Source organism: uncultured Streptococcus sp. (genome assembly GCF_963525625.1).
Taxonomy (GTDB): Bacteria; Bacillota; Bacilli; order Lactobacillales; family Streptococcaceae; genus Streptococcus.
The window spans coordinates 24306-36115 of the sequence record NZ_CAURLD010000013.1; the positions used below are offsets into that span (position 1 = coordinate 24306).

An 11810-nucleotide genomic window follows, 5' to 3' on the forward strand; every position below is an offset into this window, starting at 1 on the left:
ACGTTTTTCCTTCATTTTATTTTACATTCAACCAAAGACTAAGCTTGTTGAATCGTGATGAATACGGACAGCAGCTTAACCAAAGTGGCCTGAAACATAGTCATTAGTGGACTGAAGCTTGGCATTTTGGAAAATATTGGCCGTCTTATCGTACTCAATCAAGTCGCCCAGATAGAAGAATCCAGTATAGTCACTAGCACGGGCAGCCTGCTGCATATTGTGGGTCACAATGATAATGGTATAGTTATTCTTAAGTTCAAACATGGTTTCTTCCAGCTGCATGGTCGCAATCGGATCCAAGGCTGACGCTGGCTCATCCATGAGCAGAATGTTTGGCTTGACCGAGATAGCACGGGCAATGCAGAGCCGCTGCTGCTGACCGCCAGAGAGAGTCAAGGCTGACTTGTGCAAGTCATCTTTGACTTGGTCCCAAAGGGCCGCTTGCTTGAGCGAAGTCTCCACAATCTCATCCAAAACCTTTCTATCTCTGACACCAGCCCGTTCATGAGCAAAGGTAATATTTCGATAGATAGACTTGGCAAAAGGATTTGGCCGTTGGAAAACCATGCCGATATGCTTGCGCATTTCATAAACATTGATTTCAGGGCGGTTGACATCAATCCCCTCATAGAGAATCTCTCCAGTCACATTGGCAATATCAATGGTATCGTTCATGCGGTTGAGGCTGCGAAGATAGGTGGATTTACCTGAGCCAGAGGGACCAATCAAAGCAGTGATTTTATTCTTTTCAAACTGCATATCAATGCCCTTGATGGATTCCTTTTTACCATAGTAAACATGTAAATCCTTGGTTAAGAGGGCTACCTTTTCTTCAGGAAAAGTAATGATATGTTTTTCATTCCAATTATATTCTGTCATTTCTTCTCCTTTAAGCAGAGGTTAATTTCTTATGCAGATAGCTGCCCAGTTTGCGGGCTCCCAAATTGAAAATCAAAATGAAAATCAGGAGCACTGCTGCTGAACCTGCAGAAACAGCCGTTCCATCAGGAATTGTTCCCTCGCTGTTGACCTTCCAGATATGGACGGCCAAGGTCTCAGCCTGACGGAAGATAGAGATAGGGCTGGTAACGCTGAAAATATTCCAGTTGGACCAGTCCAGAGCCGGAGCTGACTGACCTGCTGTATAAATCAAAGCCGCTGCTTCACCAAAGATACGACCGGAAGCCAAGACAATCCCTGTCACAATACTAGGCAAAGCTTCTGGGATGACCACATGCAGAACCGTTTCCCAGCGAGAAATTCCCAAGGCCAAACCAGCTTCACGCTGGGTGTGGTGGACATGGCGTAAGCTGTCTTCGACATTCCGAGTCATCTGAGGCAGATTAAAGACTGTCAGAGCCAAGGCACCAGAAATGATTGAGAAGCCATACTCAAACTGGACAACAAAGATCAAATAACCAAAGAGCCCAACTACTACTGAAGGTAGTGAAGACAGAATTTCAATACAGGTGCGGACAAAGTTGGTCACTGGTCCTTTCTTAGCATACTCTGACAGATAAACTCCAGCCCCCATAGAAAGAGGCACAGAGATAATCAGAGTAATCACCAGCAGGAAGAAGGAATTGTATAGCTGAATCCCAATACCACCACCCGCTTGGTAAGAAGAGGATTTCCCTGTCAAGAATGACCAGGAAACATGAGGCAGACCTCTAACCAAGATATAGAGGATGAGAGAGGCAAGGATGGCAACAATGATACTCGCTATTGTGTAGAGAACACCAGTCGCCAATTTATCTAATTTCTTAGCGTGCATAGTTTTTCTTACCTCTTTCTTTTGTAATTAGTTTAATCACACTGTTAAAGGCTAAGCTCATCATCAAGAGCACCAGAGCTAGAGACCAGAGAACGTTATTGTCCACTGTTCCCATAACGGTATTTCCGATTCCCATGGTCAAGACAGAGGTCAGTGTAGCTGCTGGTGTTGTCAGGGACGTTGGAATCACCGCAGAGTTCCCAACGACCATCTGTATAGCCAAGGCCTCACCGAAGGCACGCGCCATTCCAAAGACCACAGCTGTAAAAATACCTGAGCGAGCAGCCTTGAGTGTTACCCGCCAAATAGTCTGCCAGCGCGTTGCGCCCATAGCCAGACTTGCTTCACGATAATGACGTGGCACAGCACGCAAACTGTCCGTCGTCATAAAGGTTACTGTCGGCAAAATCATGACAAAGAGCACAAAAATACCAGACAAAATCCCAAAACCAGTACCGCCAAAAACTGTACGGACAAAAGGCACTACAATTTGCAGACCGATAAATCCATAAACAACAGATGGAATACCAACTAAAAGCTCAATCGCAGGTTGCAGTATCTTGGCTCCTTTTGGAGAAACCTCTGTCATAAAGACAGCTGCACCAATTGCAAAGGGAGTTGCTATCAGAGCTGACAGAATGGTAACGATAAAAGAACCTAAAATCATTGGCAGGGCACCAAATTCCTTACCAGAAGGATTCCAGATACCGCCAAAAAGAAAATCAAAAACATTAACGCCGTTGACAAAGAAAGTAGATAGACCTTTCTGAGCAACGAAGATTAGAATCATAGCCACAATCACCACAATCAGTGACAGACAAGCAAAAGTCAGATAGCGGCCAAACTTCTCCAAGCGAGAATTCTTAGAAGGCGATAACAACTTTTTGGTTAATTCCTCATTTTTCATTTTGAATCTCCTTCTATTGCTGTGACATTCCCATCAGCGTCCTTGCTGACTTTCATATCGTTGATTGAGATATAGCCCATGCTGGTAACTACCCCTTTTTGAACATCATCTGACAGCATATAGTCTAAAAACTCAGCAGCCAGACCAGTCGGCTTGCCCAGTGTATACATATGCTCATAAGACCAGAGCGACCAGTTATTGGTCGCAACATTTTCTGCTGTTGGTTCGTAGTTATTAAGTTTCAAGGTTTTTACAGACTCGTCAACATAGGCAAAGGCCAGGTAAGAAATCGCACCAGGAGTTTGCGAAACAATATTTTTGACCATACCGTTGGAATCCTGCTCTTGACTCTGCACAGCTGATTTCCCATCCATAATGACACTGTCAAAGGTTGCTCGGGAACCAGAGCTAGCCGCACGATTGATAATCGAAATCTCCAAGTCCTTACCGCCCAGCTCTTTCCAGTTGGTGATTTCACCAGTGAAAATTTTCTGCAGCTGCTCGGATGTCAGATTATCCACATCAACTTCTTTATTGACAATCACCGCAATACCGGCCACGGCGACCTTATGGTCCACCAGATCAGATGCCTTGATCCCTTCCTTTTCTTCAGCGAAAACATCAGAGTTCCCAATTTCAACAGCTCCTGATTGCACTTGAGAAAGACCTGTACCAGATCCACCACCCTGCACATTGACCGTTTTACCGATGTTGTTGGAGCCAAAGTCATCAGCTGCCGCTTCAACTAAGGGCTGCAGGGCAGTTGAGCCCACCGCTGTCATGGATTCACCGCGGTCAATCCATGATGAGCAAGCTGATAAGCTGAGACCTAAGCCCAGAGCTGTCAGTGCTAAAGCAAATTTTTTCAATTTGTTCAAAAGATTTCTCCTTTAATAAAATCAAGAGGATGGGAAGTATCTTTAGTATTTCTTACTTAGCAGAAAGAAGCTTTTTTTCAATACTTTCACATCTTCAACTATATCATATAATACCAGCTTTTCCTAATATTTTATCTAAATCTCAGGCCTTTTGGAAAATAATTTTTCAGGGTTTTTCCAGTCACTTTTGCAAAGCCCAGACCATTGCCAGCCAGGACCAGCTGATACCAGCCATTCGCTTGTGATTCTGGTAATTCAACGGTCTCGCCAGCCGCATACTTTTTGAAATCCTGCTCAGTAATCTCTAGCCGCTTCAGAACCTCGCTGGGCTTCATAGCCAAGCCTAGGGCAAAGCTAGGCTCAAAGCGATTCTTCTTAAATGTTCCTAGATGCAAACCGTTACGGGCAATCTTTAGCTTGGACAGGTCTGGCAGTCCAGCCGGCAACAAATAAAGATTGTCCCCAAAGGTCTGCAGCTCTCCAGTCAAGACTGTTTTTAAATGCTTGATCTCAAAGTCCTGCCAGAGTTTTCTTTGCTCGCTCGTCAAACGATTCTTACCTGGTTTAATCTTCTTGCAGCTATTCTCATCCGTAAAGCGAAAATGGGCTGCAAACTGACCTTCACCTTTGAAGCAATGCGGATACATCCGAGCTGTCTCAGAAAAGCCAATTCCTTCAGTCATCCCGTTTATCTTAGGAATATCAATCAGTTCAAGTGGAAATTCTTCTAGTAACCAAGCAACGATGTCTTCATTTTCCTCAGGAGCCCAAGTACAGGTCGAATAAACCAGACGACCATCCTTAGCAAGCATGCTCATAGCAGCTGTTAAAATCTCTCGCTGGAGCTGGGCGCATTGAGCTGGATAATCCGGCGTCCAATACTGGGTAGCATCCGGCCGCTTACGAAACATGCCCTCCCCCGAACAAGGGGCATCCAGCACAATCAAATCAAAATAACCCTCGAAAACCTGAGCCAGTCGGTCAGCAGATTCATTGGTAACAAGCACATTTCTAGCACCAAAGCGCTCAATGTTCTCCACTAAGATTTTAGAGCGTTTACTATTGATTTCATTGGAGACCAGCAGGCCAGTATTATCTAAAAAAGATAAAAGATGAGTTGACTTGCCACCTGGTGCTGCAGCTAAATCTAGGACCTTCATACCCTTAGATGGCGCTGCTATCTGAGCCACCATCTGAGCTGCTGGCTCCTGCGAATAAACCAGACCAGTCACATGCTCAGCAGACTTGCCAGACACCTTGCCATAAAAGCCCCAGTCTGTCTGAGGAATGGCATCTGAGAAATTCTGCTGGCCTTCTTTTAGAGGATTGCTGCGAAAGGCCGAAATCGGCTCCTCGTCAAAGGTCGCAAAAAAGTCCGCCGCTTCTCCGCCTAAAATCTGCTCATATTTTTCTTTAAAACCTTTAGGAAAGTCCATCTACTGCTTCCCCTTTTCTAAATAAGGCGCCAGAGCCAATAGTTTGCACTTAGGCGCCATCATGACAGGCTGCCGAGTCTGGAAATTTAGCCGACTGCCATCCAAGGTCTGGACGATAAAGCCTAGCTTCTCCGCCATAATCGAAGCCGCCGCATAATCCCAAGGCCAGTTGTAGGAAAAATAAGCCAAGAGGCCGCCAGACAGCACCTTGCTAAAGCTAATCCCAGCACTGCCATAAACCCGAACCCCTAAACACTCTCGGGCCAAGTCTGCCAAGCCCCAATCATTGGCTTGCAGCATACCGGCATTAGAAGCCATGAGAAAATCTTGAAAAGGCCGGTCCTCAAAAGCAGGAAGTTTCCGGTCATTACAATAGACGTCAAAGTCTCCGCCACCATGATAGAGCTGGTCTCTAGTCACATCATAAATCAAGCCAAAACGACCAATGCCCTCTTCAAAATAGGCAATCATGACTGCAAAATCAGCCTTCTGAGTGATAAAGTTGGTGGTTCCGTCAATCGGATCGATCACCCAGACATTGCCATCAGTAATATTATGTCGGAGTCCATTTTCCTCTGCTAAAATAGCATCCTGCGGATAGCGGGCTAGAATCTTAGCCACCAAATCATCCTGAACCCTCCGGTCCATCTGGGTGACCAAGTCAGTGGCACTGGTCTTTTGACTCACATCCAAATCATCATAGAGATGTTCTCTCAAAAAAGCACCAGCTTGGTAGATGATTTCTTTAGCAAAATGAAATTTATTTTCCAAGAGAAATGCTTCCTTTACCTTTACTTTTTGCCTCTTGAACAGCACGATAAAGCGAATAACCGCTGACGTTTTCAAAGTCACGGCCGATTCGCTTCTCTTGACCCTTGCTCGGAACAACTTGCTTGAAAGCCGCATAGGACTTCAAGAGCTTTTCCGCTTGGACTTTCTGTTCATAAGCTGCTTCTACATCATTAAAAAAAGAAAGCACCGAAGCAAGCTCTTCAGTGCTCCACGATAAATCTAGTGGGTAACTATAATTTTTGTTCATCTTTACTGAATATCTGCCCGCATGGTTGCGGATCTTAACTCTTCCTTACGATAACTACGAGGCAGGAAAGCACGAATTTCATCCTCGTTAAAGCCGATTTGCATCCTTTTGCCGTCTAAAATAATTGGGCGTCGCAAAAGACTGGGATTATCCTCAATCAACTGAATCAAAGTTGAAATAGACAAATCCTCCACATCCAAATCTAATTTCTGAAAAATTTTTGAGCGAGTTGAAATAATGTCGTCTGTACCGTTCTCTGTCAGAGAAAGAATGTGTTGCAATTCGGGAGCTGACAGAGGGCTCGTCATGATATTATGTTCCTGAAAGGGCACTTCATGATTTAGCAGCCAAGCACGCGCCTTACGGCAAGAAGTACAACTCGGCGATAAAAATAATGTAATCATGCGTTTCTCTTCTAATTCTGTATAATAACTACCTCTATTATACTAAATTTTATTTGGCTTGACTATATTTTTTTGAAAATTACTGCCGAATGTCATGAAAATATAAATTTTTCAACTATTTCGATAACCAGTCCAACTTCTAGCGATCCGTTCATCACTCTGCAGCTGAGCAATCAAGCTGTCAATACCATCAAACTTAACCATCTCGCGAATCTTATCCAGCCAGAAAATCCGAATGGTATCACCATAGATATCCTGAGAAAAATCAAAGATATTAACCTCAAAACGAAGTTCATCACCGTCAAAAGTTACATTTTTCCCAACACTAGCCATACCGCGATAGCGCTGACCATTGTGCTCAACATCCGCGACATAAACGCCATCTCCTGGGAGCAGGACTCGATCCAAGGGAGCTAGATTGGCTGTTGGATAACCAATTGTCCGTCCTCTGGCATTGCCATGAACCACAATGCCACGAGTAGACAGAGGATAGCCCAGCAGCTCTTGAGTTTTCAGCATATCTCCGACAGCAATCGTCTCCCGAATCCGAGTGGAAGAAATCTTCCGATTATCCAGATTAACTGAAGGAACGATAACAATCTTGCCATTAAAATAATCTCTCAGCTCATGTGACTCTTTGCGGTCTGAGCCAAAATGATAGTCAAAGCCAGCTACCACAGCCTTGGCACGCAAACGAGACACGTACTTCTCAAAAAAGTCCCGAGCTGTATTGCCCGCAAAATGGCTAGTAAAATCAATCAGGTAAAGATAGTCAACACCCAGACTTTCCAGCTGCGCCATCCGGTCTTCAGGACTAGCTAGATGCAGCATGAGCTCAGGCTGATAGCGCACAAAGGCCAGTTTAGGCGACTCTGGGAAGGTCATCACTGCAATCTTGAGACCTTGCTCATCAGCAATCTCTCGCGCTTTCTCAAAGAGTGCCTGATGGCCCTTATGCAGCCCATCGAAATAGCCTAGAACAAGGACCGTATCTTCTGTCTGATCAATCCCTTTTTCATCTATAATTCTCTTGGTTATCATCATTCCTCTATTTTACTACGCATTTACTATTTTTACAATATCCGTTCCGCGCGAAACTGCAAAATATTCAAAAAGATTTTACTGCCTTAGTCAAGGCATTGGCCAAAATCTGAAAAAAGCAAAACAAAAGGACAGCAGTTGTGCAGTTGCTGTCCTTTTGTGAGGTTTAATGAAATTATTATAACATGCAAGCGCACATTTCATATTACAAAAGAGTAACAATCTTTTGACAATTCTACTGCGGATATTAAAGGAAGACTTTGCGGGGCTTGTAGGCGGTTTCCCGCTTTTCCAAAATAGCTACTAACTTCTCCTTATAAAAGCCAGCTAGCTCCGCTTCTTCTGACACCAAGCTGATAAAACGGCCATTTCTCACATCCTCAACTTGCTCGTCAGAAAGCTCAACCTTCACTAAATCTCCGATTCCTAATTCGAGTGGTTGGAGGAAGGAGAACTCCTCCACTGCTACTCGCTCTGCTATTTCATCCAGGGTCAAGGCATCATCTAAGCTCATACCTGCTGAGGAAGTCCGTGTCAGCTGGGACATGTGACTGGCAAAGCCAAGCTTGGTTCCCAAATCAACAGACAGGGTTCGGACATAGGTCCCCTTGCTGCACTTGACTCGAAAACGAAAGCGGGCTTGCTCATCTTCATAGGAAATCGGACTGGTACGCTCAAAACTATAGATGGTCACCTGCCGCTCTGGCCGATCCACTTCTTGACCCGCTCTTGCATACTCATAAAGCTTGCGGCCATTGACCTTGACTGCTGAGTACATAGGCGGAATCTGGCGAATCTCACCAGTCATGGACTCCATCGCCTCATCGATAAGGGCTTCTTCTAAAAGCTCTGTCACCGGCGTCCGCTCTAGGAAGTCTCCACTTGCATCCTCTGTCGTTGTTGAGCAGCCTAGCGTAATCTCTCCCTCGTAGATCTTGCCTTCCTCCTGCATGAACTCGACCAAGCGCGTCGCCTTGCCGACTGCAATCGGAAGCACCCCGACCACATCCGGATCCAAGGTCCCTCCATGACCAATCTTCTTGGTTCCTAAAATCTTACGCAGCTTAAAAACCGCATCGTGCGAGGTCATGCCCGCTTCTTTTTTTAAGTTGATAATTCCGTTCATTGGTTAACTTTCTAAATAGTAAAACTCTCTTTTGGAAATCCTTGTCTGCTCTTGCATCATATTCTTGACAGGTCTGAGCCTGAATCAGCAGTCACTTTTTGTTCTTGATTTTTTCCCAAAATTTCATCAGTTTATATGGATGCTAATGATTGACTAGAAAAACATAACGAAATAGTCACGCTTCTATCCGACTTTCAAAAATCTGATAAAGCTGTTCAAGGCGGTAGTCCTCAGTAGACGCCATTTCTTCCTCCGATAGGAGAACATTTTCCAATATTGGAAAAAAACCTTGAGCCAGTTCCCGACTGTTCAGCCAATTTGTCATCTGCTGGTTAAAGGCAGGATTGTCCGAAAAAATATAGTCAAAGTGGGCATAATCCTTTGTGTAATAGTAGTAAATCTCCTCCAGAGCAAGTAGTGCCTTGATGGGATCAGCTTCCTCCAGCCAAAGACTCCTATCTAGCAGATGGTCGGTTTCAAGGCCAGCCAGATCAAACATAACTAAATAAACCGCCACACCATCAGCTTGACTGGGTCTAAAATTAATAGTATCAAGGATAAACTGACGTGAGAAGCGACGCATAAAATCTAACTCCTGTGGCTTCCAACTGTCACTTTCAAAGTGACACCGATCCAGATTAAGAGAGTCATCGACTCTGATTTCAATGTAGTGAGCAATCATCTCTAAAATCCGAGGCAGAAAATGCCTGATTTGGTAGTCGTCATCACTCTTATTAACCACCGCATTGAGGTATTCATAGATTAACGCCTCACTCAGTTCCCTGACAGGTGTGGTTTGCAAAGCTCTGAGATTCTCCTCAGAGAGGCAGACAGGGCAGGTACAAAGGGTCAGAGGAAAGTGTAATTCGCACTTAAACAGGGTATAAGCCTCTTCTAAAAGGGCCTGCATAGCAGGGCTGAGGTCGGGCTCCTTCGGTATTCCTGGTCTAGTCTTAGCTTTTTTCTTTCCCATGCTCATCCTCCTCTACGTTCCTCGCAAAAGCTAGGCTAGTCTGACGAAAGACATAATTTTGGGCATGCGCAGCCAACCGTTCATCATTGGCACCATCTTGACTAGCTATCTTCTTGACCTTGTCCATCAGAGCTGTCGCAATTCCTTGTCGTCTTGCTTCTTTTGCAACTGACAAAGCTAAAATACGATAGTAAGATCCATCTGCTTCAAAAAAGAAAAACTTTGCATAACCTAAGAAACCTAAAATTTCTCCGTTTCTTTCAGATAAAAGACAGCCATAATGCGGCTGAGAGAGAATCATTTTTAAACGTCGAGCCAGCTTAGAAGCAGTCGTTGGATAGCCCAAGTCTTCGTATAGAGACAGTAAGGCTTCAGCATCTTTCATGGTTGCTTTTCGTATCTGCATAGGAGCCTCCTAGTCTCCTTTCAAAGCTTCAAACTTAGCTTTCATGGTAGGATTTTTGCGTGTCAGTTTTTTGACAGAGACGTCGTCTAGCTTGTTGTTTGCTAAGCGCAGCTGGTTTTCAGAGGTTGTCAGAAATTTCTTGATTTCTTCCATACGGCGGATGGCCTTGTCAATCTCCTCGATGGCCTTGCCAAAGTTGGTCGAAGCAGACTGATAGTTCTTGGCGAAAGCTACTTTAAAGGCATCCAAATCTTCTTCAAAATGCGTAATATCAATATTCTGCTCCCGCACCAAGGCAAGTTCCTGCTTATACCGGAGAGAGTTAAGCGCAGCATTACGCAGGAGGGTAATCATGGGCAAGAAGAACTGAGGCCGGATAACATACATCTTCTCATAGGCATAGGACACATCGACAATACCCGAATTGTAGAGCTCGCTGTCAGCCTCAAGAAGTGTCACCAGAATAGCATACTCACAGCCTTTCTCCCGCCGGTCCTTATCTAGCTCTTTGAAGAAATGCTCGTTTTTCTTCTTGGTCGCTGTCTCATCACCTTCATTTTTCATCTCAAACATGATGGAGAGGATTTCCACGCCATTTTCATCTACCTCGCGGTAAATGTAGTCGCCCTTGCTGCCTGTTCTTGCATCATTGTCCTTGCCAAACTCAGCTCGCGGGAACATAGCCATACGATTCTTGTTAAACTCGTACTCGCAGTGCTGTTCCAAACTCTCGCCAATCATCTTAGTGGACTGCTTGGCCTTGAAATCCTTGTAGAACTCTATGGTCTCATCTTTCTGACGCAGCTCTACCTCATAGCGCTCTTTGAGCGAGGTCTGAGCCAGCGCTGCTTCCTTTTCTTGCAAAACTAGCCGATTTTTCACCTCATCTCGCTCTTTTTCTAGAACAGACAGGGTCTTTTGCAGCTGGTTCTCATGTTCCAAGCGCAGAGTTGTCAGTTGATTTTCTAGCTGCTGGACTTCCTTAGCCTTTTCCTGTAACTGCAGACTGGCTGCCTGTTCCACTTCTTTCTTGGCCAATTCCTGCTGGGTCTCAAACTGAGCAATTTGACTTTGAAGATTGCTAATTTCCTGCTCTTTCTGGGATAGAAGAGCTTGTTGGGCATTCTGGGATTTTTGCTCTGCTAAAGCCAGCTCCTGCTCAATCCGAGCATGAATCTCCTTGTCAAACTCTGCAGTTCGAACCTGCGACAAAAGCTCACTGTACTGGCTCTCATTGACAGTAAAAACCTCCCCGCAGTTGGGGCATTTGATTTCATTCATAGGGTACCTCTTTCTCTGTAGTTAAACTCTTTATTCTTTTTCTTTTCCGACCCGACAGTTCATGCAGCCTTCATACATTATTTGGAGCTGACAAGGAAAAATCTTATTTCCCATTGATAATTCTCCCTGCCAAAGACACTTTTTATCACTGTAATATTCGTGAATAATTGTAATAATAAATTGCGGATATTCTTTTAGAAAATGTTCTAATGGATAGTAAACACCAGTAAATGCCCGATTTTCTTGACTGTCCAAAATGTAGATTTGACAATAATCAAGCTCAACATTTTCAAAGCAAATGCCAGCTTCATAATACTTTTCGCCCTCCTGACTATAATCAATCATATAATCAAACTGAACATGCAAATGATTGCTTTCCAGCCAAATCTTCCGAGTGCTCAAATCATGCAAACTAAAGGCCCGGCCAGGACGCCGCTTCTCTGCTCTTTCCATCTTTCTCCTACTTCTGCTCGTTAATCTTTACGATTATTATATCATCCTTTCTCGAAATTAAAAACAGCAAGCCAATGGCCTGCTGTTTCAGT

At 44.4% G+C, this 11810-nt stretch carries 14 protein-coding genes; all 14 read right to left on the minus strand.

Annotation, left to right across the window (positions count from 1 at the left end; all coding sequences use genetic code 11):
• Positions 1 to 75: 75 nt before the first annotated feature.
• Positions 76 to 879 (minus strand): phosphate ABC transporter ATP-binding protein PstB, encoded by an 804-nt coding sequence (gene pstB, locus RYK49_RS08110; protein WP_314831371.1) that lies wholly within the window; start codon positions 877 to 879, stop codon positions 76 to 78.
• 10 nt (positions 880 to 889) lie between these two features.
• Positions 890 to 1774, minus strand: a complete 885-nt coding sequence (gene pstA, locus RYK49_RS08115; RefSeq protein WP_002895770.1) for a phosphate ABC transporter permease PstA — start codon at positions 1772 to 1774, stop codon at positions 890 to 892.
• On the minus strand, positions 1764 to 2681 hold the full coding sequence (gene pstC / locus RYK49_RS08120) for a phosphate ABC transporter permease subunit PstC (RefSeq protein WP_125435734.1): 918 nt from the start codon (positions 2679 to 2681) through the stop codon (positions 1764 to 1766). Before pstC ends, pstA begins: the two co-directional genes overlap by 11 nt.
• Positions 2678 to 3559, minus strand: coding sequence for a phosphate ABC transporter substrate-binding protein PstS family protein (locus RYK49_RS08125; RefSeq protein ID WP_002919210.1), 882 nt, complete (start codon positions 3557 to 3559; stop codon positions 2678 to 2680). Before RYK49_RS08125 ends, pstC begins: the two co-directional genes overlap by 4 nt.
• A gap of 131 nt (positions 3560 to 3690) precedes the next feature.
• Positions 3691 to 4995 (minus strand): RsmF rRNA methyltransferase first C-terminal domain-containing protein, encoded by a 1305-nt coding sequence (locus tag RYK49_RS08130; protein WP_314831372.1) that lies wholly within the window; start codon positions 4993 to 4995, stop codon positions 3691 to 3693.
• A complete protein-coding gene (locus tag RYK49_RS08135; protein WP_314831373.1) occupies positions 4996 to 5766 on the minus strand; it encodes an inositol monophosphatase family protein in 771 nt (256 codons plus the stop codon).
• A complete protein-coding gene (locus tag RYK49_RS08140) occupies positions 5756 to 6034 on the minus strand; it encodes a UPF0223 family protein (protein ID WP_002915437.1) in 279 nt (92 codons plus the stop codon). The genes RYK49_RS08135 and RYK49_RS08140 overlap by 11 nt, the downstream gene beginning before the upstream one ends.
• A gap of 2 nt (positions 6035 to 6036) precedes the next feature.
• On the minus strand, positions 6037 to 6438 hold the full coding sequence (locus RYK49_RS08145) for a Spx/MgsR family RNA polymerase-binding regulatory protein (protein WP_125435728.1): 402 nt from the start codon (positions 6436 to 6438) through the stop codon (positions 6037 to 6039).
• A 111-nt stretch (positions 6439 to 6549) separates the two neighbouring features.
• Complete coding sequence (locus RYK49_RS08150; RefSeq protein ID WP_314831374.1) at positions 6550 to 7479, minus strand: bifunctional riboflavin kinase/FAD synthetase; 930 nt, start codon at positions 7477 to 7479, stop codon at positions 6550 to 6552.
• 247 nt (positions 7480 to 7726) lie between these two features.
• The gene (gene truB / locus RYK49_RS08155; protein WP_314831375.1) at positions 7727 to 8605 is read right to left on the minus strand and encodes a tRNA pseudouridine(55) synthase TruB; all 879 of its coding nucleotides are present in this window, start codon (positions 8603 to 8605) and stop codon (positions 7727 to 7729) included.
• Positions 8606 to 8780: 175 nt separating this feature from the next.
• Positions 8781 to 9578, minus strand: a complete 798-nt coding sequence (locus RYK49_RS08160; RefSeq protein WP_314831376.1) for a hypothetical protein — start codon at positions 9576 to 9578, stop codon at positions 8781 to 8783.
• Entirely contained in the window at positions 9559 to 9984 is a 426-nt protein-coding gene (locus RYK49_RS08165) for a GNAT family N-acetyltransferase (protein WP_314831377.1), read from the minus strand. Before RYK49_RS08165 ends, RYK49_RS08160 begins: the two co-directional genes overlap by 20 nt.
• A 9-nt stretch (positions 9985 to 9993) precedes the next feature.
• Positions 9994 to 11265 carry a DUF2130 domain-containing protein gene (locus RYK49_RS08170; RefSeq protein WP_314831378.1) on the minus strand — a complete coding sequence of 424 codons (1272 nt, stop codon included), beginning with the start codon at positions 11263 to 11265 and terminating at the stop codon, positions 9994 to 9996.
• A 30-nt stretch (positions 11266 to 11295) separates the two neighbouring features.
• Positions 11296 to 11718: a hypothetical protein gene (locus tag RYK49_RS08175; protein WP_314831379.1), complete on the minus strand. Its 423-nt coding sequence runs from the start codon at positions 11716 to 11718 to the stop codon at positions 11296 to 11298.
• Between the last annotated feature and the right edge of the window lie 92 nt (positions 11719 to 11810).

What these genes read in the sequence shown, in the direction of transcription:
- RYK49_RS08145 (WP_125435728.1), bottom strand. Translation starts at nt 6,438, where the DNA reads ATGATTACATTATTTTTATCGCCGAGTTGTACTTCTTGCCGTAAGGCG.
- RYK49_RS08160 (WP_314831376.1), bottom strand. Translation starts at nt 9,578, where the DNA reads ATGGGAAAGAAAAAAGCTAAGACTAGACCAGGAATACCGAAGGAGCCC.
- pstA (WP_002895770.1), bottom strand. Translation starts at nt 1,774, where the DNA reads ATGCACGCTAAGAAATTAGATAAATTGGCGACTGGTGTTCTCTACACA.
- pstB (WP_314831371.1), bottom strand. Translation starts at nt 879, where the DNA reads ATGACAGAATATAATTGGAATGAAAAACATATCATTACTTTTCCTGAA.
- RYK49_RS08165 (WP_314831377.1), bottom strand. Translation starts at nt 9,984, where the DNA reads ATGCAGATACGAAAAGCAACCATGAAAGATGCTGAAGCCTTACTGTCT.
- RYK49_RS08150 (WP_314831374.1), bottom strand. Translation starts at nt 7,479, where the DNA reads ATGATAACCAAGAGAATTATAGATGAAAAAGGGATTGATCAGACAGAA.
- RYK49_RS08140 (WP_002915437.1), bottom strand. Translation starts at nt 6,034, where the DNA reads ATGAACAAAAATTATAGTTACCCACTAGATTTATCGTGGAGCACTGAA.
- RYK49_RS08175 (WP_314831379.1), bottom strand. Translation starts at nt 11,718, where the DNA reads ATGGAAAGAGCAGAGAAGCGGCGTCCTGGCCGGGCCTTTAGTTTGCAT.
- RYK49_RS08130 (WP_314831372.1), bottom strand. Translation starts at nt 4,995, where the DNA reads ATGGACTTTCCTAAAGGTTTTAAAGAAAAATATGAGCAGATTTTAGGC.
- truB (WP_314831375.1), bottom strand. Translation starts at nt 8,605, where the DNA reads ATGAACGGAATTATCAACTTAAAAAAAGAAGCGGGCATGACCTCGCAC.
- RYK49_RS08170 (WP_314831378.1), bottom strand. Translation starts at nt 11,265, where the DNA reads ATGAATGAAATCAAATGCCCCAACTGCGGGGAGGTTTTTACTGTCAAT.
- pstC (WP_125435734.1), bottom strand. Translation starts at nt 2,681, where the DNA reads ATGAAAAATGAGGAATTAACCAAAAAGTTGTTATCGCCTTCTAAGAAT.